22 protein-coding genes and 1 pseudogene are annotated in these 25,894 nt (G+C 50.1%); 14 read left to right on the forward strand and 9 right to left on the reverse strand.

The annotated features are described in order from the left end of the window. Nucleotides 1-112 precede the first annotated feature (112 nt). The 8 genes and pseudogenes from L9G74_RS03785 (at nt 113) to L9G74_RS03820 (ending at nt 8,992) form a co-directional block, all read left to right on the forward strand. A complete protein-coding gene (locus L9G74_RS03785) occupies nt 113-700 on the forward strand; it encodes a GNAT family N-acetyltransferase (protein ID WP_238894945.1) in 588 nt (195 codons plus the stop codon). A 42-nt stretch (nt 701-742) separates the two neighbouring features. Next, nucleotides 743-958: pseudogene (locus tag L9G74_RS03790) on the forward strand (RNA-binding S4 domain-containing protein); the annotation flags it as partial. A gap of 36 nt (nt 959-994) precedes the next feature. Then, nucleotides 995-1,384 (forward strand): ribonuclease E inhibitor RraB, encoded by a 390-nt coding sequence (locus L9G74_RS03795; protein ID WP_238895167.1) that lies wholly within the window; start codon nt 995-997, stop codon nt 1,382-1,384. A 117-nt stretch (nt 1,385-1,501) separates the two neighbouring features. Further along, nucleotides 1,502-2,278, forward strand: coding sequence for a TSUP family transporter (locus L9G74_RS03800; protein ID WP_238894946.1), 777 nt, complete (start codon nt 1,502-1,504; stop codon nt 2,276-2,278). Nucleotides 2,279-2,311: 33 nt separating this feature from the next. Further along, a complete protein-coding gene (locus L9G74_RS03805) occupies nt 2,312-3,457 on the forward strand; it encodes an exonuclease SbcCD subunit D (protein WP_238894947.1) in 1,146 nt (381 codons plus the stop codon). Next, on the forward strand, nt 3,454-6,534 hold the full coding sequence (locus tag L9G74_RS03810; protein ID WP_238894948.1) for an AAA family ATPase: 3,081 nt from the start codon (nt 3,454-3,456) through the stop codon (nt 6,532-6,534). Before L9G74_RS03805 ends, L9G74_RS03810 begins: the two co-directional genes overlap by 4 nt. Before the next feature lie 156 nt (nt 6,535-6,690). Further along, complete coding sequence (locus tag L9G74_RS03815; RefSeq protein ID WP_238894949.1) at nt 6,691-7,986, forward strand: peptidoglycan DD-metalloendopeptidase family protein; 1,296 nt, start codon at nt 6,691-6,693, stop codon at nt 7,984-7,986. Between the two features lie 148 nt (nt 7,987-8,134). Further along, entirely contained in the window at nt 8,135-8,992 is an 858-nt protein-coding gene (locus L9G74_RS03820) for a tetratricopeptide repeat protein (RefSeq protein ID WP_238894950.1), read from the forward strand. Nucleotides 8,993-9,093: 101 nt separating this feature from the next. Here L9G74_RS03820 and L9G74_RS03825 read toward each other — a convergent pair whose 3' ends face one another. The 3 genes from L9G74_RS03825 to L9G74_RS03835 are packed head-to-tail and all read right to left on the reverse strand — an operon-like array spanning nt 9,094 to nt 11,428. Continuing rightward, nucleotides 9,094-9,600 carry a M48 metallopeptidase family protein gene (locus tag L9G74_RS03825; protein WP_238894951.1) on the reverse strand — a complete coding sequence of 169 codons (507 nt, stop codon included), beginning with the start codon at nt 9,598-9,600 and terminating at the stop codon, nt 9,094-9,096. Nucleotides 9,601-9,605: 5 nt separating this feature from the next. Then, nucleotides 9,606-10,046 (reverse strand): DUF3010 family protein, encoded by a 441-nt coding sequence (locus L9G74_RS03830; RefSeq protein ID WP_238894952.1) that lies wholly within the window; start codon nt 10,044-10,046, stop codon nt 9,606-9,608. A 38-nt stretch (nt 10,047-10,084) separates the two neighbouring features. After that, nucleotides 10,085-11,428 (reverse strand): DEAD/DEAH box helicase, encoded by a 1,344-nt coding sequence (locus tag L9G74_RS03835; protein ID WP_238894953.1) that lies wholly within the window; start codon nt 11,426-11,428, stop codon nt 10,085-10,087. A gap of 207 nt (nt 11,429-11,635) precedes the next feature. On the opposite strand from L9G74_RS03835, the gene rssA reads away from it, so the two are divergent. From rssA to L9G74_RS03865, 6 genes are all read left to right on the forward strand, one after another. Next, on the forward strand, nt 11,636-12,595 hold the full coding sequence (gene rssA / locus L9G74_RS03840; RefSeq protein WP_238894954.1) for a patatin-like phospholipase RssA: 960 nt from the start codon (nt 11,636-11,638) through the stop codon (nt 12,593-12,595). 258 nt (nt 12,596-12,853) lie between these two features. After that, nucleotides 12,854-14,971 (forward strand): anaerobic ribonucleoside-triphosphate reductase, encoded by a 2,118-nt coding sequence (gene nrdD / locus L9G74_RS03845; RefSeq protein WP_238894955.1) that lies wholly within the window; start codon nt 12,854-12,856, stop codon nt 14,969-14,971. 57 nt (nt 14,972-15,028) lie between these two features. Next, nucleotides 15,029-15,505, forward strand: coding sequence for an anaerobic ribonucleoside-triphosphate reductase-activating protein (gene nrdG, locus L9G74_RS03850; RefSeq protein WP_238894956.1), 477 nt, complete (start codon nt 15,029-15,031; stop codon nt 15,503-15,505). A gap of 268 nt (nt 15,506-15,773) precedes the next feature. Then, a complete protein-coding gene (gene ribA / locus L9G74_RS03855) occupies nt 15,774-16,388 on the forward strand; it encodes a GTP cyclohydrolase II (protein WP_238894957.1) in 615 nt (204 codons plus the stop codon). Nucleotides 16,389-16,554: 166 nt separating this feature from the next. Next, nucleotides 16,555-16,998 (forward strand): hypothetical protein, encoded by a 444-nt coding sequence (locus L9G74_RS03860; protein WP_238894958.1) that lies wholly within the window; start codon nt 16,555-16,557, stop codon nt 16,996-16,998. A 219-nt stretch (nt 16,999-17,217) separates the two neighbouring features. Next, nucleotides 17,218-19,290, forward strand: a complete 2,073-nt coding sequence (locus L9G74_RS03865) for a TonB-dependent siderophore receptor (protein WP_238894959.1) — start codon at nt 17,218-17,220, stop codon at nt 19,288-19,290. Between the two features lie 428 nt (nt 19,291-19,718). Here the strand turns inward: L9G74_RS03865 and L9G74_RS03870 are convergent, their stop codons facing one another. The 6 genes from L9G74_RS03870 to L9G74_RS03895 form a co-directional block, all read right to left on the reverse strand. After that, entirely contained in the window at nt 19,719-20,165 is a 447-nt protein-coding gene (locus tag L9G74_RS03870; RefSeq protein WP_238894960.1) for a hypothetical protein, read from the reverse strand. A gap of 73 nt (nt 20,166-20,238) precedes the next feature. Beyond that, nucleotides 20,239-20,643, reverse strand: coding sequence for a VF530 family protein (locus L9G74_RS03875; protein WP_238894961.1), 405 nt, complete (start codon nt 20,641-20,643; stop codon nt 20,239-20,241). A gap of 58 nt (nt 20,644-20,701) precedes the next feature. Next, nucleotides 20,702-21,079, reverse strand: coding sequence for a rhodanese-like domain-containing protein (locus tag L9G74_RS03880; protein ID WP_238894962.1), 378 nt, complete (start codon nt 21,077-21,079; stop codon nt 20,702-20,704). A gap of 8 nt (nt 21,080-21,087) precedes the next feature. Next, the gene (locus L9G74_RS03885) at nt 21,088-21,315 is read right to left on the reverse strand and encodes a YgaP family membrane protein (protein ID WP_238894963.1); all 228 of its coding nucleotides are present in this window, start codon (nt 21,313-21,315) and stop codon (nt 21,088-21,090) included. Between the two features lie 4 nt (nt 21,316-21,319). Then, nucleotides 21,320-24,568, reverse strand: coding sequence for an efflux RND transporter permease subunit (locus L9G74_RS03890; RefSeq protein WP_238894964.1), 3,249 nt, complete (start codon nt 24,566-24,568; stop codon nt 21,320-21,322). Nucleotides 24,569-24,581: 13 nt separating this feature from the next. Continuing rightward, a complete protein-coding gene (locus L9G74_RS03895) occupies nt 24,582-25,601 on the reverse strand; it encodes an efflux RND transporter periplasmic adaptor subunit (RefSeq protein ID WP_275297253.1) in 1,020 nt (339 codons plus the stop codon). Nucleotides 25,602-25,894: the final 293 nt, after the last annotated feature.

A 25,894-nucleotide genomic window follows, 5' to 3' on the forward strand; every position in this document is an offset into this window, starting at 1 on the left:
TGAGTGATTCTTGTTAAACGCCGTCTTCAGACGGCGTTTTGCTATCTAACGCTTCTGCCTTCGATGTGTTATCGTCAAACATTGCAATGACTTACAAGGATGAAAATGGGTAATGACTAAGTCAACCGCGGCCAGTATCTCATCAATGCATGCACCGACAAGTGCGCTGATAACTACTGAACGTCTTACGTTACGACTGATGCTGCCGCAGGACTGGCCATTCTATCTGAGGCTAAACAGCGATCCATACATCAACCGTTATATCCGCGATGTGGAAGATGAATCGATTTTGCAGCAAAAATTCACCGTCCGAAGCCATTGTGAGGATTTCTTTGCTGGTGACTGGTTATCACTCACTATTGAGTTAAACGGCGCAGCAGTGGGTTTGATGGGCTTATGTTGTATCGACAACGAACTGATGCACGCCGAAGTCGGTTATCTGTTGGCGCCGGAAGCGGAAGGCCAAGGGATCGCCACCGAAGCATTGCAAGCGCTCGCCGCCTATGCCTTAAGCCATTATCCGCTGCATAAATTGGTGGGGCGTTGCGTCAACGGCAATATCGCCTCGGCGCGTGTGCTTGAGAAGTGTGGTTTTCAGCTTGAGGGCATTTTGCGTCATAACCACCGTATTGCGGGTTGCTGGTGTGATGATCGTTATTATGGTTTATTGGCCGATGACGTGATGGCTGTTAACGCTTGAGATTGCTATAATCGGCGCAATTTTTCCAAGTGGACATGTGTTGTGGCGACTGAATTTAAACTTCGCGCTGACGAAGAGTTTATCGAATTATACAAAATCCTCAAAGCGGAAGGTTTATGCCAAGATGGTGCACAAGCCAAAATCGCAGTAGCGGATGGGCAAGTCATCGTCAATGGTGAAGTTGAAACCCGTAAGCGCAAAAAAATCTATGCCGGTGATACCGTAGTATTTGCTGGCGAAACTATTGTGGTGGTGGCCGAAGCGGGCCAAGCTACAACAACCGAGGCAACAGAGATGCAATTTCCTGCTGATGATAACGGCCAAATGCTGCAAGCCATGGTCGATGCTGGTATGGATTTAACTAAATCAATGGATATCGACTTCTTCTTAGTCTTTGATGAACGCAGCGATGCCGAGTCTGTGCTAGAAGATCTGACCGCTAAAAACGACAGTGTTGATTTGGAACTGCAGTTTAACGAAGAAGTCGAAAAGTGGGAGATTATTGCCTGCTACCACATGGTGCCTGAATATAACGCCATTCTTGCCAAAGAAACTGAGCTAAACAACTTTGCTGGTGAATTTGATGGCATGACGGATGGTTGGGGCGTGATGCAGCATCAAGACGGCGACGATTTCGCTGGTGATGAGGACGAGCATGAATGTGATGAACATTGTCATCACTGATCTTTGCATGTTGATTAAGCCACCTGCGGGTGGCTTTTTTATGAGTTAACCCTTTGCCTTTTATATAGAAAACCTCTCTAATACCGATTCCCCACACGTTAAAAAATTGTGCCGTAAATGGATATAGAACTGACGTTACAACTGGTGCTAGTGCTGTTCGCCGTGGCTTTTGTCGCCGGCTTTATTGACTCGATTGCTGGTGGCGGTGGCTTGATCACCATCCCCGCGTTGATGTGGATTGGCTTGCCGCCCGCTGCTGCGCTAGCTACCAACAAACTGCAAGCGTGTGGCGGCAGTTTTTTTGCCAGTTGGTATTTTGTCCGCAAAGGCATGGTGGAGCTGAAACAGATGAAGCTGGCCATCGTCTGCGCCTTAGTTGGCTCTGCGGTTGGCACCATTGCTGTGCAATCAGTGGATGGCAGTGTGTTGAAGCTGTTACTGCCGTTTCTGATCCTCGCCATCGGCGGCTATTTTCTGTTTTCGAAAAAGATTTCTGACACTGACAGCGCCCGGGTACTTAGCCCGCGGGCATTTGCTTTCACCGTTGGCCTCGGCGTGGGCGTATACGATGGTTTCTTTGGCCCCGGTACTGGCAGTTTTTTCGCGCTAGGATTCGTGACGCTGGCAGGATACGGCATCGCTAAAGCCACCGCACACGCCAAGGTGATGAACTTTGCCACCAATATCTCCTCGCTGCTGTTCTTTACCCTCGGCGGCAAAGTGGTGTGGAGCATGGGGCTAATCATGTTGGCCGGGCAGGGGCTGGGCGCCACCTTAGGTTCGCGTTTGGTGCTCACCAAAGGCACTAAGCTTATCAAACCGTTAGTGGTCACCATGTCGTTGTTGATGAGTGTTAAACTACTGGCCGAGCATTACCATTTTTATCCGCTGTAATTGGCAGCGTCAGCATAAGGAAACGATGCAGCAATGAAGTTTATTCATACCTCTGACTGGCATCTCGGACGGCAACTCCATGGTGAGTCACTGCTGGAGCAACAGCGCATCGCACTGGCGCAAATCGCCGCATTAGCCGTTGAACATCAAGTAGACGCATTGATTATCGCTGGCGACATTTACGATCGCGCTATTCCGCCTGCCAGTGCGGTGACTTTACTGTCAGAGTTTTTGGATGAGCTGATTGGTAAACATCAAATCCAAGTGCTGATAACCTCGGGCAACCACGATAGTGCTGAGCGTTTAGGCTTTGCCGCCAAGCAGATGCGCAGCAGTGGTTTGCATATGGTCGGCAGCCTGAGCTTGCCACTGACACCGATAAAACTGCATGGCAAACAATCCGATGCGTGGTTTTACCCCATCTCTTACGCCGAACCGGCAGTAGTGCGCCATGCGCTGGCAGATGACACTATTCACAGCCATGAGCTGGCGATGCAGGCGTTGCTGGAACAAGTCACGCAGCATGACAGCGAAAACCTGCCCAAAGTGGTGGTGGCGCACTGCTTTTTAGATGGCAGTAGTGAATCAGAATCAGAGCGACCGCTGAGTGTTGGTGGAGCTGACCGTATATCCCCGGCGTTATTTGCGCCGTTTGATTATGTTGCGCTCGGGCATCTGCATGGGCCGCAATATCGCGGTGTTGAGCATGTGCGCTACAGCGGTTCACCACTGAAATATTCCTTTAGTGAAGCCACCCAGAAAAAGTCGATCACCTTAGTCGAATTGAGCGCCGATGCTGCGCCGAGTATCGAACTGCTGCCGATCAATACTGGCCGCGATGTACGCATTATTGAGGGCAATCTCGCCGACTTGCTGCTGCAAGCGAAAGATGATCCGCATGCCGATGACTACTTGATGGTGCGCTTAAGTGACACGCACGCGCTGCTCGACCCAATGGGCAAACTGCGTAGCGCCTATCCCAACGTGTTGCACCTTGAGCGCACCGGCTTGATGGCGCAGCAGCAAACTGGCGACATTGGCCGTGACCGTATTAAAAAAGGTGAACTGGAAATGTTCAGCGATTTCTTTGACCAAGTAGCTGGGCAGCCCTTGTCTGCCGCGCAGCAGCAACATCTGCATAGTTTGCTGGATGACCTGCATCAGGGAGAAGACGTATGAAACCGCTAGTATTAACCATGAGCGCCTTTGGCCCGTTCGCCGACAGCCAAACTATCGATTTTCGCCGTTTGGGCGATAATCCACTGTTTTTGATCAACGGCCCGACCGGTGCCGGTAAAACCAGTATTTTAGACGCCATCTGTTTTGCGCTGTATGGCAAAACCACCGGCAATGAACGTGAAGCACCGCAAATGCGTTGCGATTACGCCGATGACAATTTGCTAACCGAAGTGAGCCTTGAATTTACCTTGGGCGAACGACGTTACTTGATCAAACGTGTGCCAGATCAGCTGCGGCCGAAGGCGCGTGGCGATGGCTTTACCAACCAAAGTGGCGAGGCTGAGCTACAGCGACTGTACGATGATGGCCGCAGCGAAATTCTGGTCGCCAGTAAAGTGACCGAAGCGACCCAGATGATCGAGTCATTAACCGGCTTGGATGTTGATCAATTCCGCCAAGTGATGGTGTTACCGCAAGGTAAGTTTCGTGAATTATTGCTGGCGGACTCCAAAGCGCGTGAAAAGATTTTTAGTCAGCTATTTCAAACCAATATCTATAGCCGCATTGAAGAGCGCTTAAAGCAGCAAGCGGCAAGTATTCGTAAAGATGCACACGATTTAGAGCAGAAACGCCTTGGTATTTTAGAAGCCGCAGGCGTTGAGTCAACTGAAGCGCTGACGCTCGCTATTAGCGAACTGACTCCGCAATTTGAACAAGCTAAAGCCCAAAAACAGCAAGCCAACGTAGCGCTAGAGCAAGCCAGCAAACAGCTAGAGCAGGGCAAGCAACTCAGTGGCGAATTGGCTGAAAAAACACGGCTGGCCGCCAGCTTAGCCGAGCAGCAAGCGCGTAAAGCCGACATGGATGCTTTAAAGCAACAGTTGTCGTTAGCGCAATTGGCACAGCAAGTGCTGCCGGTATATCGTCAGCAGCAACAGCGTAGCCAAGAACTCACTAGCCAGCAGCAAGCGCTGCAAGCAGCAGAGCAGCAACTCACTCACGCCACCACCCAAAAGCAGCAGGCTGATAAGCAAGCCGCGAGCATCACTGAGTTAGATCAAAAGCTACAACACAGCCGCAGTGAGTTGCAGCAAGCAGCGCAATTGCAACCATTGCTACAGAACTATTATCAGCAGCAACAGCAACTTAATGACGCTAATCAGCAACAGCAGCAAGCGGTTAACGCCCAGCAAGCCGCCGAGCATCAACTGCAGCAGTTACAAACGCACAAAACCCAGTTAGCGCACACCATTGGCGAATTACAGCAGCAAGCCAATCGCCAAGCTGAACTGCAAACCCAGCAGTATCAGTTAGAGCGGCAATGCGACCAAGGGCGACAAATTCAGGAGTTACAGCGCCAGCAGCAACAATTGGCGCAACAGTTGGAGCACAAAGCACAGCAGGGCAAACAGGCTAAGGCGCAATTTGATGCCGCTGAGCAGCAACTCACGCTGCTGCGTATGCAATGGCATCAGGGGCAGGCGGCATTATTGGCACAACAACTTGGCCCCAATACGCCGTGCCCAGTGTGTGGCAGTGCGGAGCATCCCAATCCCGCGCACAGTGAAGTTGCTATTCCGTCAGAGCAGCAGCTTGAAAGTGCGCAGCAACAGCTTGAGGCTGAACGCCGCAAGTGCGAGCAACTGCGCAGTGATTATCGCAGTTTGCGAGAGCAGATCAGCGCGATTGATAAGCAGCTTACGCCGTTGTTCACCGCGCTAAATACCGATGCCAGCGTCGCGCTGCCTGTGACGGAATGGCAGCAGGCGTTGACGCAAACGCAGCAGCAGTTAGCCAGCGCGCAGCAGGCGGCGCAACAGCTGAATAAACAACAACAGCAACTAGCGAACCTCGAGCAGCAGTTGGAAGCGCAGCGACAACAGCTTAATAGCGCGCAGCAGCAATTAGCGGAGCAGCAGCGTCGTAGCAGCAGTTTGCAGGGCGCACTGATTGAAATTCAACGGCGTCTGCCTGAGCCATTGCAGCATTTAGCCGCGGACGTGGCGCTGGCGCAGTTAGCTGAGCAACAGCAAGCGTTACAGCAACAGCAAGTTGCGTTGCAGCAACAGATACAACAGCTACAGCAGGCGCAGCAAACAGCGGCGTCACAGTTGGCACAAGCCCAAAGCGCGCTGAGCGAACGTCAGCAGCAGTTACGCCAAGCAACCCAATACCGCGAGCAAGTGCAGCAAGAGCTGGATAGTGCGTTGCAACAGGCGGGCTTTAGTGACGTTAATGCATTAACTGCGGCACAACGTGAGCCGCAGCTACAACAACAGTTAACGCAGCAAATTGAGCAGTGGCAGCAGCAATGCCATGCGCTGGCAGGGCAACTTGACGCGTTGACGCAAAAACTTAAAGACGCAGTGGCACCGGATCTAGCCGCGTTAACCGCCGTGGTCGAGCAGCAGCAGCAACAGCTAAAGCTGGCGGATGAACAGTATCAACAACTCAATAGCCGCTTGAGTAACCTCACTAACTGCCAGCAAAAGCTCGCCAACGATGCCAAAGCGCTAGCCGCATTAGAGCAGCAATTTGCAGTGATAGGCACCCTAGCTGATGTTGCTAACGGTAACAACCAAAGCAAACTCAGCTTGCAGCGTTTTGTGCTGAGCGTGTTGCTCGACGATGTACTGCTGGAAGCCTCTGAGCGATTAGCACGGATGAGTAAAGGCCGTTATCGGTTGCTGCGTAAAGAGGAGCGCGCCAAAGGTAATCGTGCTTCGGGGTTAGATCTCGAAGTGGAAGACGCCTACAGCGGCAAAGTGCGCCCAGTGGCTACCTTGAGCGGCGGCGAGAGCTTTATGGCTGCGTTGTCATTAGCGCTTGGCCTGAGTAACGTGGTGCAAGCGTATGCCGGTGGTATCAAACTCGATACGCTGTTTATCGACGAAGGTTTTGGCAGTTTAGATCAAGATTCGCTCGAGTTAGCGATTCGAACGCTCACCGATTTGCAGTCAGCTGGGCGCATGATCGGCGTGATTTCTCACGTCACCGAAATGAAGGAACAGCTACTGACGCGAGTCGATGTACAGAAGCAAGCGCGTGGCAGTGCGATTAGCTTAGTTTGTGCGTGAATTCGCAAAATTTTAGTTCAAAAAGGTAGCATTTGGTTCAAGGTCACGTTTCGGCCTTGTTTATTGCGTTCGATCTGATATAACTCTGTCAGTTTAGGCTGTTGTCTTAGTGGGCTACAGCGTATTTTTTAGCTAAAGACCACTGGGAGACGCAGATTGCAGACAGAGAAAATTTTTGGGTTAAGCAGTATTACCGCCCGTTTGCAGGCGCTGCCATCTCTTCATCGTAAGGCCCTTGTCACCACTGGATTTGTACTTGTTCTCGCGGCCATTTGGCCCTCAACGCAGCCACAACGTTTGGTGAGTGTTGGTGATCGTGTACCGCTTGAATTAGATTTTAGTCGATTTTTACCACAACAGGTGCAAGATTCACCTGTTGCCGTATCCTCAGCGCCAACGTTTGTGCACCGCATTGAATCTGGCGATACCTTGAGCGCGTTGTTCTCCTCTGCGGGTGTCGACCAGCAAACCATGTATAAAGTGCTGGAAGCCGATTTAAACATTCTGGCGTTAGATACTTTGATGCCCGGCAACCGCATCAGCTTCTGGACCGATGAAAACCAGCAACTGACCAAGTTAGAGCTGCACTTTAGCGCTGCGCGCCAAGTGGTGTTTACCCGTTATGAAGACGGTACTTTTGAAGTGAACGAGATCAACGTCCCTGGTAACTGGCAGGATCGTATCGTCAGCGGCGACATCAATGGCTCGTTCTATCGTTCAGCGGAAAAAATTGGTTTGAGCGCCGCAGAAATCCAGCGCATCGAAATGTTGCTCAAAGATAAAGTTAACTTTGCCCGTGACTTGCGTGCCGGTGATAGCTTCTCGGTGCTGCTTAAAGATCAGTTTGTTGAAGGTGAATCCACTGGCAACAGTCAGATTTTGGGGATTAGCATTCATAGTGGTCGTAACGATATCACCGCATTCCAAGATGCTGATGGCAACTTTTATGATGAAAACGGTGGCAGTTTAGTGCGCGCGTTCCAGCGTTATCCGTTGGCTAAAGGTTACCGAGTTAGCTCGGGCTTTAACCCTAATCGTCACCACCCGGTAACGGGCCGTACCGCACCACATAATGGCACCGACTTTGCCACGCCAATCGGCACGAAAGTGGAAGCTACCGGTGATGGTGTGGTGAAAATGGTCACTAACCACGCCTATGCTGGGCGCTACGTGGTGATTGAACACGACAGCAAATACACCACTCGTTATTTGCATTTGTCCAAAGTGTTGGTACACCAAGGACAACGTGTCAGCCGTGGACAAGTCATCGCTTTGTCTGGCAACACCGGGCGTGTAACCGGTCCGCACTTACACTATGAATTCCATATTAATGGCCGCCCAGTGAATCCACTGACCGCTAAAATCCCGATGGCGAGCCATCTTGATAAGCAGCAATTAATCGCTTTCAAATCCTTAGTGGAGCAGCGCCGTCATCTGATGAATCTCGGTTAATTAGCTGTCCGTTCGGTTAAAAATCCTCGCCTTGGCGGGGATTTTTACTTTATTCGCCTGAAAATTTAGCAAAAAGTGGCCCATGGTTTGCGAGCAGCAGCCTGCCTTGCTAGGCTGTTAGCCGACATTCTTATCCATAGAGGCCGCCATGCATAAATATCTGTTGTTGTTGATCATCGGTGTGTTCAGCTGTACTAGCTCTGCCGCCGAAGAGCCCGAACCTTATTCGCAACAGAGTATGTACGACAAACCTTTGATGGAACGTTATGTACTCGATGAGCTGAAATCGATTCGGCAAGATCAGCAATCGCTGGAAATGCGGGTGACGCAGCAGATCACTGACCGCGAGTTAGCGGTGGCCGATAAGTCGATGAACTATGCCAACGTAACGGTAACTTACTTCTTTTACTTGATTGCCGCCGCAGCCTCTTTGATTGCGCTGGTGGGCTGGCAGTCATTGCGTGATATTCGGGTGAACACGCAGAAGATGGCCAATCAAAAGTTGGATGAAATTGCCGCCCGTTATGAGAAGAAGTTTCAGGAGATGGAGCGCGAACTGAAACGTAAATCGCGCATCATCAGCGAAAACAACAAAGAGATTGAACGCATTAACGAAATCCACAATCTGTGGATCCGCGCTCAGCACGGGCAGACGCCAGAGCAAAAAATCGAAATCTATAATGAGATCCTCAAAATCCGCCCTGGTGATTTAGAAGCGTTGACCTACATGGCCGATGCTGCGATGGAGATGGGCGAATACCACTGGGCGTTGAGTATCTGTAACCGCGTGCTGGAAGTGGATAACCAGAATGCTAATGCGCTGTACCAACGCGCTTGTGCCTACACCAAACTCGGTGCCGATGAGCAGGCAATATCGGATCTGCAATTAGCGGTCGACTTTAGCTCCTCGCTGTCGGAAGCCGCCAAAGAGGAAAAAGATTTTGAATCTCTGCACGGCTATCAACGGTTTGACCAGATAATTGCTGACGATGAAGACAATAAATGAATCGGCGATAAGTTAGCTCGTTAAACAACAAAGGCGCTCCGCGGAGCGCCTTTGTTGTTTCGAATCCTGACCTTAAGAAGCCATCTTCATCGAAGCTACAATTACCCCTGATACGGATCTTCGCCGGCATCGGCGAGGGTAAGATAGATACGCAGCTCAAACTCCAATTGGTGGTAATCCGGCTCCATATATTGGCACAACTTGTAGAACGCCTTGTTGTGCTCTTTTTCGCGTAGATGCGCCAGTTCGTGCACCACTAACATGCGTAAAAAGCCTTCTGGTACATATTTAAGCTTGGATGAAATGCGGATCTCATTTTTGCTTTTGAGCTTGTTGCCTTGACGTCTTGCCGCGTAGGTATGTAACCCAAGCGCATGATGGCTCAAGGTGATTTTGTCATCAAAGCAGACTTTGGCGATGGGGGAGGATTGGCGTAGGTACTGATTTTTAATCGCCATGGTGTAGTCGTACAGGGCTCTATCACTGCGAATTTGATGCACCTGTGGATGGCGTTTCAGCAGATAAGCGCCCAACTTGCCTTGTTGGCGGAGTTGGGCGACTTGCGCTTGAATATCGGGGCTGTAGTGGCCGAGATAATCTACCGCCACGGCAATTAGTCTTGTTTGCCGTAACGTTTGAAGTTGAGGAAACCGTAAGCGATTTCAAAAGCAGGTTTTTGAATACGGCGCAGCTCTAGACCTTCAAAGTCCACTTGTGGTGGATTGCGCTTCAGCTGCTCTTTCGCGTCATTCATGCTAAAGACGGTGGCAGGTTTGCTCCCGAGTTGAATGGCGGTTTCCATTTTAAAGGTGGCAGCACTACCGGCAAATTTACCTTTTAAGGCACGGCTGATGATCACGACTTCGTCAACTTGGTAATCTTGCATCAGCTTATCAAAGGCAAAGTGGAACTCGTTGATGGCTTGCGTATCCGTTGTGTTACGCAGGCTGATAGAGCGAGCACGGCAATCTGGTACGTTAAATACTTCGCCATCAAGGCTCAGCAAACAGATAATTGCTTCGCTGTTATTAATTTCTACACCACAAACTCTCATTGCTATTTCCTTTTAGGCACGCCCGTTGGCGTGGCCTGTTATTCGTCGTCGTTGTCTAAATCGATAGGTTTTGCAGGCTTGCGACGCATTGGTGCATCGCCGACATCTACCGCCGTCATAAAGCGTTTATCACGGTTGGCAGGCTTCTGCTGTTTAGTGTTACTGGCTTTACGCTTAGTGGCGTTGGCCTTGTTGGTTGGACGCTTGGCTGAGGTTTTACGCTCCGGCGCCAAACCGGTGAATTTTGCAGTCAATCCTTCAATTGTCGCCCGTTCAATCTCGTGGCCTAAGAAGGCTTCAATGCGTTCAAACGCCCGCCAATCTTTCGGACCAACCAAGGAGATGGCATCGCCTTTAGCACCAGCGCGACCGGTACGGCCGATACGGTGGATATATTCTTCGGCGAATTTTGGCATATCAAAGTTGATCACCAACGACACGTTGGTTAAGTCCAAACCGCGAGATGCTACATCGGTGGTGACGAGCACTTTGTTATAGCCACGGGCAAAGTCATCCATAATTTGGTTGCGTTTGCTCTGCGCCAACTCGCCGCTCAAACCGATGGCCGAGTGACCCCATTGGTTGACTAAGGTGGCTATACGCTCACTGTCTTCGCGGGTGGCGGTAAACACAATGGCTTGCTGGAAGGTTGATTGGTTCAGTAATGCTTCCAATAACGCTTCTTTGTGTGTCAGATGGTCAGCTAAGTATAAACGTTGCTGAATATCTGGGTTGGCTTGGTTGCTGGCACCAATCGCCACGTGGCGTGGTTCTTTCAGCAACTCGCCAGCTAATTCTTGCACTTGCTCGTGGGCGAGGGTGGCCGAGAACATCAGTGTCTGGCGACGGCGATGATCTGCCGCAGCGTTAATGGCACGGAGCTGTTCGGCAAAGCCTAAATCGAGCATGCGATCCGCTTCATCGAGGATCAACAGCTCTAAGCCGTTCAAAAACAGATGACGCTGCGACAGGTGATCCGCCAAACGTCCCGGTGTTGCCACGATAAAATGCGGGTTACGCGCCAAGGCTTTAGCTTGGTCGTTAAAGTTCTCACCACCGAGAATGCTCACGGCGGAGTATTGCGTATTGGCCACTAATGAACGCAACTCGGCATACACTTGGTTGGCGAGTTCGCGTGTTGGCAGCAAAATCAGTACCCGCGGGTCTTGTTTGCTCAGCGCTTTTGTTGAAATGATTCGCTGCAAAGCAGGCAGCAAAAACGCCAGCGTTTTGCCAGAGCCGGTTTGCGAGGATGCCATCAGATCCTTTCCCGCCAGCGCAACAGGAATAGCGACTTCCTGAATCGGTGTCGGTGTATCTATGCCTTGGTGTGCTAAAGATTGCAGCAGGCGGCGGTCGAGAGAAAAATCTGAAAATTGCAAAAGTTGGCTCCTCTATTTCAGCGGCCGCATATTATAGGCGTTTTTTCTGGTTTTGGGCAGCGATTCCCGCCGTTAACATCAACTTTTGTCAGATAAGCTCGGTATTACAAAAGCGCGCTTAATTTCAATGCGTTGAGCTTAAGTGGCTTCGTCATATAGAATGGCGCTGCTGGTTAATTTTACCGCGTTATTCAGGAATTGCCGCCAATGAAGAATTCGAACATGCCTAGCATAGGTATCGCACTGGGTAGTGGCGCCGCCAAAGGATGGGCGCATATCGGTGTATTAAAAGCGTTGGGCGAGATGGGTATTCACCCACAAAAGATCGCCGGGTGTTCCATCGGTGCGCTAGTCGGAGCGGCTTACGCGAATGATCGCCTTGATGAATTAGAACAGTGGGTGACAGGCTTCACCAGTTGGCAAGTATTAGCGCTGATGGACATCAGTTGGCGGCGTGGCGGCTTGATCAGCGGTGATAAGGTGTTTGATGCGATGGAGTTGCATCTGGGCGAATGGAAGATTGAGGAATTAAAAAAGCCGTTTATCGCGGTATCGGCCGATCTCAATTCCGGCCAAGAGGTGTGGTTCCGTAGTGGTAACGTGCGCAATGCAGTGCGCGCATCGTGCTCTATCCCCGGCATTATGTCGCCAGTGCGTCAAGGTAAGCGTTGGCTGGTTGATGGCGCGGTGGTCAATCCCATTCCGGTATCTGTAGCGCGGGCGATGGGCGTGGATATCGTGATTGCGGTAGATTTGAATGGTTATCGCCGTGAAAAGCTGCAAGTGTTGCCGGTCAGTATTAAAAGTGAAAGCAGCACGCCAGAAACGCTACTGGAAGAAGCGCAGCAGCACCAACAATCTGAGTCGATGTTTATGGATTTTTTTGCCAAGGGTAAAGATTACATTGCCGGACTGACGCAAAAATTCTCGTCAGTTAATCGTCAGCAGCCCGGTATGTTAGCGGTAATGTCGCAATCGATGGATATTTTGGAGCAACGGCATAAGCGGGCGCGGTTGGTGGGCGATCCGCCAGATATCTGCATTGTGCCGAAAGTGGCTGATATTGGCATGATGGAATTTCATCGTGCAGAAGAGGCTATTGAGGCCGGTTATTCCGCCGTCAAACGTGTTAAACATTTAATTGAAGCTACCTTAGGTGGTGAATAATTCAACGATTACAGTAGTAGCGTAAATGCGCTGCTACTGTGCAGTACCCCTCCGTTAGAAACTCGTCAAGCGCAAAAACTGTGTTTCTTATGCCGCCGCACAACTCTCCCTTCGTTTGGTTAACTCCTGCATTAGCTTGATCTTGATCAAGGTAACGTCTAGTGGATTGTAGCTAAATAAGACCCAACATATAGTGTCTGACTAAAAAATACGCACTATATATGGTGATTCATAACGATAATAAGGAGAGGACATATTATGCCAGTAGTAATCAAAAGGGACGGCTGCCGTACACCGTTTGATGAAACAAGACTCAGGGATGCAGTACTGGCAGCCTCGACGCACTGTGGTGTTGCCGATGCCGATTATGCTGCCACCGTGGCAGCAGTTGTCAGCCAAGCAGTAAAAGACAAAGCGGAAGTTGGTATTCAGGAGTTACAGGACCATGTCGAAAATCTGTTGATGGATGGTCCGTACAAGCAGGTTGCCCGTGCCTACATTGAGTATCGTCACGATCGTGACATTCGCCGTGAAAGCACCAGTAAACTCAGCATGGAAATTCGTGGCTTAGTCGAGCAAAGCAATGCCGCACTATTGAATGAAAATGCCAACAAAGATTCTAAAGTGATCCCTACCCAGCGTGACCTTTTGGCTGGCATTGTGGCAAAACACTATGCCAAGCATCATATTCTGCCAAAGGATGTTGTTGCTGCGCATGAAGCGGGTGAGATCCACTATCACGATTTGGACTATGCGCCATTCTTCCCGATGTTCAACTGCATGTTGATTGATTTGGGCGGTATGTTGACCCATGGCTTTAAAATGGGTAACGCCGAAATTGATACGCCTAAGTCTATCTCAACGGCCACTGCGGTAACGGCGCAGATCATCGCGCAAGTGGCTAGCCACATCTACGGCGGTACCACCATCAACCGTATTGATGAAGTGTTGGCGCCGTTTGTCACCAAAAGTTATGAAAAACACCAACAAGTGGCGCAGCAGTGGGGCATTGGCGATGTAGAAGGTTACGCCAAAGAGCGTACCGAAAAAGAGTGTCACGATGCATTCCAATCGTTGGAATATGAAGTCAACACCCTGCATACCGCTAACGGGCAAACACCGTTTGTCACCTTCGGTTTTGGTTTGGGTACTAGCTGGCAGTCACGTCTCATCCAACAATCGATGTTGAAAATCCGCATGGAAGGTTTGGGCAAAAACGCTAAAACGGCGGTGTTCCCTAAACTGGTTTTCGCTATTAAAGATGGCGTGAACCATAAAGTGGGTGACAAAAACTACGACATTAAACAGTTGGCGCTGAAATGCTCCACTCTCCGCATGTATCCCGACATTCTCAACTATGAGCAAGTGGTGCGGGTCACTGGCTCGTTCAAAACGCCAATGGGTTGCCGCAGTTTCCTCGGCGTGTACGAAGAAAATGGCGAGCAGATCCATGAAGGCCGTAACAACCTTGGCGTGGTCAGCTTGAACTTGCCGCGTATCGGTTTGGAAGCCAAAGGTGATGAACAAGCGTTCTATCGTATTTTGGATGAACGGTTGAAGATTGCCCGCAAAGCGTTAGACACGCGCATTGCCCGCCTTGAAAACGTCAAAGCGCGCGTAGCTCCTATCCTCTACATGGAAGGCGCTTGCGGCGTGCGTTTGAAAGCCGATGAAAGCATTGCCAAAATCTTCAAAAATGGCCGCGCGTCTATCTCGCTGGGATACATTGGCCTGCACGAAACTATCTATGCGCTGTATGGCAATAAAACTCACGTGTTTGATGACCAACAACTGCGCGAGAAAGCGGTGGCTATCGTGGCACGTTTGAAAGCAGCAACAGAAGCGTGGAAGCAAGAAACGGGTTATGGCTTTAGCTTGTATGCTACCCCAAGTGAAAACTTGTGTAGCCGCTTTGCCAAACTTGATGTGAAGCAGTTCGGCATGGTCGAGGGGGTAACCGATAAAGGTTACTACACCAACAGCTTCCATCTGGATGTGGAAAAAAGCGTTAACCCATACGACAAAATCGACTTTGAAAAGCCTTATCCGGATTTGTCTAATGGCGGTTTTATCTGTTACGGCGAATATCCGAACATGCAGAAAAACGTGGAAGCGTTGGAGGACGTGTGGGACTACAGCTTCAAACATGTACCGTATTACGGCACCAATACGCCGATTGATGAGTGTTATGACTGCGGCTTCACTGGCGAATTTAAATGTACCTCTAAAGGATTTGTGTGCCCGAAATGTGGCAACCATGAACCAAGCCGAGTGTCAGTGATCCGCCGAGTGTGTGGCTATTTAGGTAGCCCTGATGCGCGTCCGTTTAACGAAGGTAAACAAGAAGAAGTGAAACGTCGCGTTAAACATCTGTAGCGGCAGTTACCCGATGATATTGGGGCACAGTACGTGCCCCTTTTTCTGGAGGCAGTAATGAACTATCACCAATATTATCCCCTTGATGTGGTCAACGGCCCCGGCACGCGCGCTACCTTGTTTGTGGCCGGTTGCATTCATCAATGCCGTGGCTGTTATAACCAATCCACTTGGGACCCGCGCTCTGGTCATCTGTTTGATAAACAGATGGAAGACCAGATCATTAACGATTTAACCGATACGCGCATTCGCCGACGTGGGCTGTCTTTATCTGGCGGCGACCCAATGTTTCCGGGAAATTTAGCGGCCATTAAGCAATTGCTGCTGCGAATTAAAGCTGAAGCACCGGGCAAAGATGTGTGGTTGTGGACGGGGTATCGGCTTGATGAACTCAATGATGAGCAACAGCAGTTGTTGCCGTTAATTGACGTGCTGGTGGATGGTAAGTTTGAGCAAGGCTTAGCCGATCCAATGTTGACGTTCCGTGGCTCATCCAATCAAGTGATCCATTATCTGCATCAAGCGCCCGAGTAACCTGCAGGTAATTTATGCAACAAATCGCCGTCATATGGCTTTAATCGTTCAAAATAATCGAAATTTTGCGGTAAAAAGCTGATTCATCCCGCTCGGGATATTGCTATACTCCTTTGCCTAACAAATGAGGGCTCAGTAGCCGAGCACGGTTACGGGGCATGAATGCTGGAGTTGGTGGCATTGCGCGCCATACTTAAGCATGAAGTTAAATAGCTTTTAATCTTTTGCTTGTGACTTATGGGCAAAACGATGTCGTTAAGGTTAGTTCATGTCGATTAAATATGTAGCTACAGCCAAACTGCCTACGCCTTGGGGCGTATTTTCCATGCATGGTTTTGAAGACACTGAGTCTGGCAAAGAGCATGTGGCGTTAACTTTTGGTGAGTTGCAGGCGGATGAGCCTATGCTGGGCCGTATTCATTCCGAATGTTTGACTGGCGATGCACTGTTCAGCCTGCGCTGTGATTGCGGTTTCCAACTGCAAACCGCCATGCAAAATATTGCCAAAGAAGGCCGCGGTTTTATTTTGTATCTACGCCAAGAGGGGCGTGGTATCGGCTTGCTCAATAAAGTGCGTGCCTACGCGTTGCAAGACCAAGGCGCCAACACGGTTGAAGCGAACGAGCAGTTAGGCTTTCCGGCCGATATGCGCAAGTACGATATGATTGCGCCAATGTTGGAAAAAATCGGCGTACATAAAGTGCGTTTGATGACCAACAATCCACGTAAAGTCAAAGCCATGCAACAAGTGGGCGTGGAAGTGGTCGAGCGGGTGCCGTTACAAGTGGGCAAAAACCCATACAACGAGTTCTATCTCAAAACGAAGTCACACGAACTTGGGCATTTAATTCCTGATTCTTTCTTTGAAGAGCATCAAGATTAACGGCAAAACAACTGCACTAACAGAAGGTCGCGAATGCGGCCTTTTTTGTGCAAAGATTTTAGTGGAATCTTAGATTTTTACATATTTTTCATTGTGTTAATACGTTTTCTTGGATAGTGTGTTGGCTCCTGAAATTCAGTAAATTCCCTAAAAATATTGCTGCCTTATGAAAAACCAACTGCTCTTTTCGGCATTACTACTGCTTGGTGGCTGCGCCAGCACGTCTTCCACTACGGTTTATAGCAACACTATGGACATTATCAGCACTGCTGCTGCGGCGGCGCCTGAGATGGTGACGGGGGATTACACACTATTTATTAAAGCGGTCGGTCAGCAAGGGAACAATGTGTACTTGAATACCGAACTGGATTATCGCGATCAACGTAACGTCACTATCGTGTTACCGATTCCGATATTGCCGCGCATGGGGATCCATAATTTTACCGATCTTGAACACCATTTCCTCAACCATGGGGTACAGATCCATGGCAATGCGATGCGCGCGCGAATCGACTTTATGCGTGACCATCGCCCCACCGATCTTTACTACTATCAAACCCATATTGTGGTCGCTAATCCGACCGCTATCAGCGTGATTGATGCACAGTAATTCATCAGCCGCTTAAATAACGTATTGCTATTTCGGATGGCTGGAAATAGCAATATTCGGTTATTGCACAGCGTTCAATGTTGAGACTAACTGCTTAAACGAGATAAATATCTGCCATTTTGGTGAATTTACATTTGTAGCCTTTGAATGAGAAGTGAGAATCGTTATCATTCGGCCGCTAATGGAGTATTACTGAATATTTAACAAAATGGAGACGTTATGCAGTGGTTTAGAAGTGCGGTATCCGCAGTGGTGGTAGCCAATTTATATCATGGGGTAGGTTACGCCGCAGAGCAACCAGACACTGACAACATTGAACGTATTGCCGTTGTGGGGTCGATACAGAAAAACAGTAGCTCAGCTACTGGGCTAGATCTGTCGATACGGGAGACACCTCAGTCCGTCACCGTGATTGATAACAGCTACATTGAGCGTTTTAAGCTCGACACCATCAACCGCGTAATGGAGTTTACCCCTGGCGTGACGGTGGAACAGGCGGAAACCGATCGTTCTGTGTTAACCGCACGTGGTTTTGAAATCAGTAATATCCAGATTGATGGCATCGGTGCGCCATTTTATTCTGACGTGCTGTATGGCCCAACTGATATGAGCTTGTACGAGCGCGTAGAAGTGGTGCGTGGCGCGAATGGTTTGACCGCTGGGGTTGGTAATCCATCGGCGACGGTGAATCTGGTACGCAAACGCCCAACGGCGGAAACGAAAGGTTATGTCAGCCTTAGTGCAGGACGTTGGGATAACTACCGCTTAGAAGCCGATGTGTCAGGCAGTATGACCGACACCGTGCGGGGCCGCTTTGTGGGCAGTTATAGCGAAGGCAACTCATATATCAATTTGTATGAAAAACAACTCGCTGCGGCATACGGTGTGGTTGAAGCCGATCTGTCCAATGCGACATTGTTGACCGTTGGGGCCCAATACCAAGAGAACAAGCCTGATTCACCAATGTGGGGTGCATTAACCACAATGTATGCTGATGGTACGCCGACCCATTTTGATCGCTCAAGTTCGACCGCTGCCCGCTGGTCCTATTGGAATATCGCCAATACTGAGGCCTTTGCCGAGTTGAAACATGATTTCTTCAACGGTTGGGAAAGTGTTGCCCGCTACAGCTATCGCCATCAAAACCAATCTGGACAGTTATTTTATGTGTTGGGGTCGATTGCACCGGAAACCAACGCTGGTCTATACGGTTATGGTAATGGCTATAGTGCTGATGGTGACTCTCACCAAGTGGATTTGTCATTAAAAGGTAGCTATCAACTGTTTGGTCGCTCGCATGAGTTAGTCATGGGCGCTGGCTGGATTCGTCATGAGCTAGAAGATCTATCACTGTACGATGTTGAAGCTGGTTACACCAATATTCCTGATTTCACCCAATGGGACGGCAATGTGCCATCGCCAGTATTCGATGATACGCCCAATGGCACCGATATGAACGATACACAGGCGTCAGTGTACTTTGCTAACCGGTTCCATCTGACCGACAAACTGACCGCGATTGTTGGTGGCCGTTACATTGATTATAAGAGCCGTGGTGAAAGTTACGGTAGTAACGAAGACAGCGACGAAAGCCGCTTTATTCCCTATGGTGGTTTGGTGTACGACCTGAGTGCAAATTTGTCGCTGTATACCAGTATTGCCAAAACGTTCCGTGCGCAAACAGAGTTTGATGTTAACCACAATCGCTTGGCGCCAACGACTGGCCAAACCTTAGAAGGCGGTATTAAAGGCGAATTCTTTGACGGTGCGTTGAACTTCACTGCGGCGGTATTTGATAACGACTACAAAAACCTCGCCGAAAACATGGGCCGCAATGCACAAGGGCAAAGTTATTACCGTGGTGCTGATTTTGAGTCACAAGGTTTTGAAGTTGAAGTGAATGGTCAACTGACGTCAGAACTCAAACTGCTGGCCAGCTATACGCAGCAAAGTATCGAAGACGAGCAGGGCGAAGATACCCGTACTTATCTGCCAGAGAAATCCGCCAAGGCGATGCTGCAATATACGCCCGAGTGGTTGCCAGATCTCAGTGTTGGGACTAATGCGCGTTGGCAGTCATCGGTTTATCGTGACTACAGCGTGGCGCGACTAACGCAAGGCAGTTATCTGCTGGTGGGTGCATTTGCCCGTTATCAAGTAGCGCAGAATGTCAGCGTTAATCTGAATGTTGATAACATCACCGATAAAACCTACTACAACAGTTTGAACTACGGTCAAGCCTTTTACGGTACACCGATGAATTACACCGCCTCGGTGCGTTGGAGTTTCTAACTCGTTGGAGAACTACTGGCAGGGCAGCAGTTAGGCCCTGTCATGGACGTTGCTAAATCAGGCGAGTATGCATCTTTGTCCATATTGCCGCTGCCGCAGTGGTAGCATGCAATCCCGGCAATCATGTTGCGTGGTCATTGGCTAAACGTTGGCGGGAAATAACAGTTTGATATGATGATAAAACAATCTATCTGATTGAATTTTTAGCAATAATTTCTGAATTATCGCTGTTATTGACCGAAGAGGAGCAATCGACCATTGATAGTGATATTATGCCGATCGCTAATATTGCAAAGAGGCATGTACACTTGGTAGATGCCTTGTCTGCTAACGTAACGAGCGTTGTTGTAGCAGAGTCACCATTTTGTGTTAGACGCTAGCGCGCCCACCCTTTCTTCCCTTTAGCGCTAGCGTTTAACCTTCCTTAATCACCCTTGCGATTGCATTTCTTCGAGTTTGGCTTTTTGGTTGGTGGCCTGCATTAGCTGGGCTGATACCATACGCTGCTCTGTGCGCAACTCATCACGATGCTGCTCTGCCGCTTCCGATTTATCGCTAGTCAGCTGTGCTAACTCTTGGCGGATCTCCTCTAAACGCTCTTGCAACTCTTTGATCTTTTTGGCGAGCTTTTCGACGGGATCAGTACTCTCTTCCTCAGCCGCTACGCCACTGCTGTTCGATTTGGCGTTTGCTTGTTGGTGTAACACTTGCCCATTGCTGCGGGCTAATTGTGCTTGGCCTTCGCTAGAAATGGTGACTTGGTCGTCTTGTGCTAGGTTAACCTGTAACGTCTTTTGTTGCAGCGGCGCGGTGGTTTGCGAGTGACTGGCCGTGTAACTCGCACCTAGTTGCACATTCAGGGGACTGATTGCCATAACGCCATGCTCCTTAGCGGGGATATTAAATAGTTATCGGCCCGATGGTCATTGACTGAACGGTTAGCGCCGATTATTTTTTCGCCGAGCCCCAAATCGCGCTGTTTTCACCGTTGCCGGTGGCACTGGTGTTATCGTTACGAGCGGTTTTGTTGAGACGCAAGGCTTTGTCGGTGCGCGTGGTTTGGTCAGCTTTGGTCGCGATAGGCGGAGATTTGCGTCCCGCCACGGTTTTCAGATGCGCGGGCATCTTTTCACCAATTGACTTGATATACAAACGTTCCAGTTTTTCACGCGCCCACGGGGTCTTACGGAAGAATTTTAGGCAAGATTTAATGCTCGGATCGCTGCTAAAGCAATTCACCTTGATTCTGTCAGCGAGGCCATCAAAGCCATATTGTTGCTCAAGATGACACAAAATCGCTTCCAGTGTCATACCGTGCAGCGGGTCGTTTGAATGGGATGAATTGGCTGACATAAACACTCCTAAAAATTTACGGCGGCATAATAACACAAACCGCCGTATGTCAGCGTGGTTATTTGTTTGGTGCAGGGGAGGCGCTAGCTAACTCTTCATAACCGCCCGCATTGACGACTGCGTTATAGCCCAACTGTTGCAACGCCTGCTTGGCGATGTCGGCGCGGCGGCCGCTACGGCAATAAAGCACAATGGGTTGCGTCTTATCGGTCAGTTGCTGGGGTAACTGCGTTGCAATCGCTTGATATTCGATATGCCGCGCTCCGTCTAAATGACCAGCGTTAAACTCCTCCGCAGTACGGACATCAATCAACCAAGCGCCTTTACTAATAAGTTGCTGCGCTTTGGCGGGCGAGATATCACTGACGGTCTCAGCATTGGCAAGGCTATTAAATAGCGCCGCCAGACTGACCAGCAACGCTGCTAACTTTGACATGGCGTTACTCATTTTTGCGCCAACGTTTGTTCGGCTTCAGTTTTCACGCCTAATTTATGCAGCAACATGCTGGCAGGGCAGAAACCGGTAAACGCGCTTTGCAGCAAATTGGCGCCAATAAACACGGTTAACCAGAAAAAGTTATGGTGCACGGTAGCGGTCAGCAGCATTGACAGCAGCACCATAAATCCCGCAAATGCCATAGTGGCACGTTCTACAGATAGAGGTTTAAACATAGCGTTAGGCTCCTGTCGCTAAGGGTTGAGATGACATACGTTTACGCATAAAAGCGTAATACAACACTGGGATCACCACTAAGGTGAGTAGGGTTGAGATCAAAATACCGAAGATCAGCGCAATGGCGAGACCATTAAAAATGGGGTCGTCCAAAATAAACAGCGCACCAATCATTGCCGCCAATGCGGTAAGCATAATCGGTTTGGCGCGTACTGCTCCAGCGTGGATCACCGCTTGCTCAAACGGCAAGCCCGCGGCAGTTTCCTGATTGATAAAATCCACTAACAGAATCGAGTTGCGCACAATAATGCCTGCAAGGGCGATCATGCCAATCATCGAAGTCGCAGTGAACTGCGCCCCGAGCAGGGCATGTCCCGGCATTACGCCGATAATGGTCAGCGGGATGGGCGCCATGATGATCAGTGGTACCAAATAGGAACGGAAATGGGCTACCACCAACAGGTAGATGGCAATCATGCCCACCGCATAAGCAATGCCCATATCGCGGAAGGTTTCGTAAGTGATTTTCCACTCGCCATCCCACAACACGCTGATGGAATCAAGGCCATCGGGCTGAGCAATATAATGCTGCGCAAAGCCAAGGCCGTTCGGCGCATCAATATCCGCCGCCATTGCAAACATGCCGTACAACGGGCTATCGAGTGGCCCGGCCATATCGGCCACCACCATGATCATCGGGATCATGTTTTTGTGAATGATCGGTTTATCAATCGTGCCTTGTTGGATAGTGACTAATTCGGACAAGGGCACCGTGCCACCCAATTGGCTGTCGAGTTTCATGGTCAGCAGTTGGGTGAGGTCTAACTTGTCGGCGTCATTAAGCTCCAAGCGAATGGGCACCGCATTTTTCTGCAACGGTTTGTGCAACACGTTGACGTCGTTGCCGCCAACCGAGGTGGCAACCAAATCCACGATGTTGGCATAAGGCACGCCGAGTAAGCTGGCTTTGCTGCGGTCGATGTTGACCTGCCACTTTTGCTGCGCGGCAGGCAGATAGATATCAATATCCACCACGTCTGCGGTTTGTTGGAACAGTTGCATTAAATCATTGGCCGCTTGTTCACGAATCGATTCACTCGGGCCATAAACTTCCGCCACAATTGGCGACCACACCGGTGGGCCGGGCGGCACTTCCACCACTTTCACATTGGCCTGATACTCAGCCGCAATGTGTTGCAATGGGCCGCGTACCGCTAATGAAATGCTGTGGCTATCACGCTCACGGTGATGTTTATCCACCAAGTTCACTTGAATATCACCCGCTTCTTGGCTGCTACGCATAAAGTAATGGCGTACTAGACCATTGAAGTTAATTGGCGCGTGCGTACCGGCGTAGAGCTGCATATTGCGCACTTCTGGCACGGTAGCGAGATAGCTAGACAGCTGTTTCAGCACTTTTTCGGTTTGTTCAACCGGCGTGCCTTCTGGCATATCCACAATCACTTGGAACTCAGATTTGTTGTCGAAGGGCAACATTTTCAGCACCACTAATTGCCCTATCGGCAGCGCTACCGCCATGGCAATCAATAGCGCGACGCCTGCTGCTAATCCCCACCGCGCTTTGCGACTGTCTAAGAACGGCTTAATTAGGCGATTGAATAATTTGAGCAACATCGGCGAGGTTGACTCTGTTGCCGCCACGTTGTCACTGTTGTTCGAGTGGTGGTGCTTCAATAACTTGCGGCTGAGCCACGGCGTGACCACAAACGCCACGGCCAATGAAATCACCATGCCCATGCTGGCGTTAATCGGGATTGGGCTCATGTATGGCCCCATCAAACCGCTAACAAAAGCCATCGGCAGCAGCGCGGCGATAACGGTAAACGTAGCTAAAATGGTGGGACCGCCCACTTCATCGACGGCGATGGGGATCAGTTCGCTAAACGAGCGTTTACCCAGCGCCATATGGCGATGAATGTTTTCCACCACCACAATCGCATCATCGACCAAAATACCGATAGAGAAGATCAGCGCAAACAAGCTGACGCGGTTTAAGGTAAAACCGTACGCCCATGAGGCAAACAAGGTGATTGCCAAGGTGATACCAATGGCAACACCGACCACAATGGCTTCACGCCAGCCCATGGTGAGCAGCACCAGAATCACCACCGCACTGGTGGCGAAAATCAGTTTAAAAATCAGCGTGTTTGATTTCTCTGCCGCAGTAACACCATAGTTGCGCGAGACGCTGATGTTAACGTTATCGGGGATCAGCACATTGCGCACTTGCGCCACTTTAGCGAGTACCGCATCGGCAACATCGACGGCGTTCTCGCCGGGCTTTTTACCGATTGCAATGGTGACTGCAGGATAAACCCCGGCTGGCTCACCAGTTGGCTCTTTATTGGTTTGCACGTGCCATGCGCTGGCGGCAGGAATATCGGCCTTGAGACTAATGTCGGCCAGATCGGCGAGAAATACCGGTGCAGGCTGGCCGCTGCTGTCGTTATTCACCGCCACCACCAGATTTTTTACATCCTCCACAGACTGTAAAAATTGACCGGTTTGCACTTTTATCTCTTGGTTGTTTTGCACCAGTGACACCGGCATCGACACCGCGTTATTGGCACTGAGTGCCTGGCGGATACTGTCATAGCTGACGCCGTAATGGTTCATCCGTTGCGGGTCAATGCGCACATTAAGCACTAATTCATGCGGCGCTACGGTCGCCACTTCACGGGTCCCGCTGATGCGTTTCAGTTCAGTTGCTAAGCCGTTAGCCACGTGGGTAAGTTGTTGTGCCGACATCGTGCTGTCAGCTGACCATAGCGTCAGGCTAACAATCGGCACGTCATCAATGCCCATCGGTTTGATCAGCGGCTGGCCGACGCCCGCAGCGCTAGGCAGTTTATCGAGGTTGGAATAGATCTGGTTGTACAGTTTTACAATCGCTTCATTACGCGGGACGCCGACCTCAAAGATGACGATGATCATCGCGCCATCGGGTTGAGAAAATGAGTACAGCGTATCGATACCTTTGATTTGTGAAATCACTTCTTCGGCGGGTAGCGTCACCAGTTGCTCAACTTCCGCAGGTTTGGCACCGGGGAAGGGGATATAGACATCGGCAAAGGTGACATCAATCTGCGGCTCTTCCTCTTTGGGCGTGACGAGAATGGCAAATAGTCCGAGCAAAATCCCCAGTAACGCCAGCAGTGGCGTGATGGCGCTCTGTTGAAATTTGGCAGCAATGGCGCCAGAGATACCCAAGCGGTTTGATGGTTGGTTCATGGTCAGCGTCCGCCTATTTGCCTGAGCGTTGCAACAGCACTTGATAGGCGTTGCTGGCAATGACATCGCCATTCTGCAACCCTGCTAATACTTCCACCTGGTCATGGCTATTTTCACCAATGCGTATCTGCTGCAACACATAACGGTCGTCAACTTTTAAGTAGACGCCAGTTAACTCGTTAACGCTATACAGCGCACTGGTGGGAATGTGCAGTTGTGGCCGCTGGCTCACTACAAAACGAGCTTTTACCCAGCTCCCCGGCAGCAGCGCGGGTGTGTTATCCGGTAAAGGTAAGCGCACTTTATAGGCGTGGCTTTGGCGGTCACTAAAACCGAAGATTTGCGCGTTATTCACGCTAAACTCACGGCCATCGGCCAAGGTGACTTGCACGCTGCCAGCCTCAACTAATGCTTGGCGATATTGCTGTGGCACCTGCATGACGACCCGCATCTTATCGGTGGCATAGCCTGAGAGCAGTGGTTGGCCGATAGTGACGGTTTCACCTTGTTCCACATGGCGCTCGGTCATCACGCCAGCATAAGGTGCGGCAACCACGGTGTATTTGAGGTTTTCGCGGGCTTTAGTCACTTGTGCCAATGCGGCACTGGCAGCTTGTTGCGTCGATTTTGCGTTAGCAATTGCTTGATCCATCGCGCCTTTAGAGATAGCCCCTTGAGGGAACAGGGCTTGGTAGCGGGTCAGCGTTTGCTGCGCTTCAACATCGAGTGCCTTAGCGCGGGCATAACTGGCTTCGGCGGCGGCGAGTTCAGCACCTTGCTCTTTACTGGTGATTTCTAGCAATGAAGCGCCAGCAGGTACTAAGTCGTTAACGTCGAAATTCAGTTTAACAATGCGGCCAGAGGTTTGCGCCGAAACTGTAGCCGCTTTGACCGCTTCAATGGTGCCATCTAACACCAAGTAGCTCGGCGTCGACGTTTGGCTCACGGTAAGATCGGTAATCTCGGCGGCGGTCGTTGGTAATGGCAACGTCCACAATTGGGCAAGCAACACTAGCGATAACACTTGGCGCATATCAGGCAATTCCACATTGAATTACATCCATGAGAAAATTCTAATGGATGTTTTCTTAGCGCGCAATCATTCATTAGAAAAAATTTATATAGTTAAGCAGTGCCTTAACTAGGGGCTGTTGATCTTTGGCGTTTAAATGAAACCATCAAGTAGCGACACTGCTGAAACTCAGTGCAGTTTGCGGTGAACATCAGCAATCAAGGTCAACAGCCCCTAGCGTACTGACGCACTTAACCTTTTGAGCTTAGAAGTTATCGCGGGAATATGTGCGGCGGATGCTCAAAAATGTGAAA

It is taken from the genome of Shewanella electrica, from assembly GCF_022321485.1.
Classification (GTDB): Bacteria; Pseudomonadota; Gammaproteobacteria; order Enterobacterales; family Shewanellaceae; genus Shewanella; species Shewanella electrica.

What these genes read in the sequence shown, in the direction of transcription:
- L9G74_RS03885 (WP_238894963.1), bottom strand. Translation starts at nt 21,315, where the DNA reads ATGTTTAAACCTCTATCTGTAGAACGTGCCACTATGGCATTTGCGGGA.
- nrdG (WP_238894956.1), top strand. Translation starts at nt 15,029, where the DNA reads ATGAACTATCACCAATATTATCCCCTTGATGTGGTCAACGGCCCCGGC.
- L9G74_RS03785 (WP_238894945.1), top strand. Translation starts at nt 113, where the DNA reads ATGACTAAGTCAACCGCGGCCAGTATCTCATCAATGCATGCACCGACA.
- L9G74_RS03805 (WP_238894947.1), top strand. Translation starts at nt 2,312, where the DNA reads ATGAAGTTTATTCATACCTCTGACTGGCATCTCGGACGGCAACTCCAT.
- L9G74_RS03795 (WP_238895167.1), top strand. Translation starts at nt 995, where the DNA reads ATGCAATTTCCTGCTGATGATAACGGCCAAATGCTGCAAGCCATGGTC.
- L9G74_RS03880 (WP_238894962.1), bottom strand. Translation starts at nt 21,079, where the DNA reads ATGTCAAAGTTAGCAGCGTTGCTGGTCAGTCTGGCGGCGCTATTTAAT.
- L9G74_RS03810 (WP_238894948.1), top strand. Translation starts at nt 3,454, where the DNA reads ATGAAACCGCTAGTATTAACCATGAGCGCCTTTGGCCCGTTCGCCGAC.
- L9G74_RS03820 (WP_238894950.1), top strand. Translation starts at nt 8,135, where the DNA reads ATGCATAAATATCTGTTGTTGTTGATCATCGGTGTGTTCAGCTGTACT.
- L9G74_RS03860 (WP_238894958.1), top strand. Translation starts at nt 16,555, where the DNA reads ATGAAAAACCAACTGCTCTTTTCGGCATTACTACTGCTTGGTGGCTGC.
- L9G74_RS03875 (WP_238894961.1), bottom strand. Translation starts at nt 20,643, where the DNA reads ATGTCAGCCAATTCATCCCATTCAAACGACCCGCTGCACGGTATGACA.
- L9G74_RS03870 (WP_238894960.1), bottom strand. Translation starts at nt 20,165, where the DNA reads ATGGCAATCAGTCCCCTGAATGTGCAACTAGGTGCGAGTTACACGGCC.
- nrdD (WP_238894955.1), top strand. Translation starts at nt 12,854, where the DNA reads ATGCCAGTAGTAATCAAAAGGGACGGCTGCCGTACACCGTTTGATGAA.
- ribA (WP_238894957.1), top strand. Translation starts at nt 15,774, where the DNA reads ATGTCGATTAAATATGTAGCTACAGCCAAACTGCCTACGCCTTGGGGC.
- L9G74_RS03865 (WP_238894959.1), top strand. Translation starts at nt 17,218, where the DNA reads ATGCAGTGGTTTAGAAGTGCGGTATCCGCAGTGGTGGTAGCCAATTTA.
- L9G74_RS03800 (WP_238894946.1), top strand. Translation starts at nt 1,502, where the DNA reads ATGGATATAGAACTGACGTTACAACTGGTGCTAGTGCTGTTCGCCGTG.
- L9G74_RS03830 (WP_238894952.1), bottom strand. Translation starts at nt 10,046, where the DNA reads ATGAGAGTTTGTGGTGTAGAAATTAATAACAGCGAAGCAATTATCTGT.
- L9G74_RS03890 (WP_238894964.1), bottom strand. Translation starts at nt 24,568, where the DNA reads ATGAACCAACCATCAAACCGCTTGGGTATCTCTGGCGCCATTGCTGCC.
- rssA (WP_238894954.1), top strand. Translation starts at nt 11,636, where the DNA reads ATGAAGAATTCGAACATGCCTAGCATAGGTATCGCACTGGGTAGTGGC.
- L9G74_RS03895 (WP_275297253.1), bottom strand. Translation starts at nt 25,601, where the DNA reads ATGCGCCAAGTGTTATCGCTAGTGTTGCTTGCCCAATTGTGGACGTTG.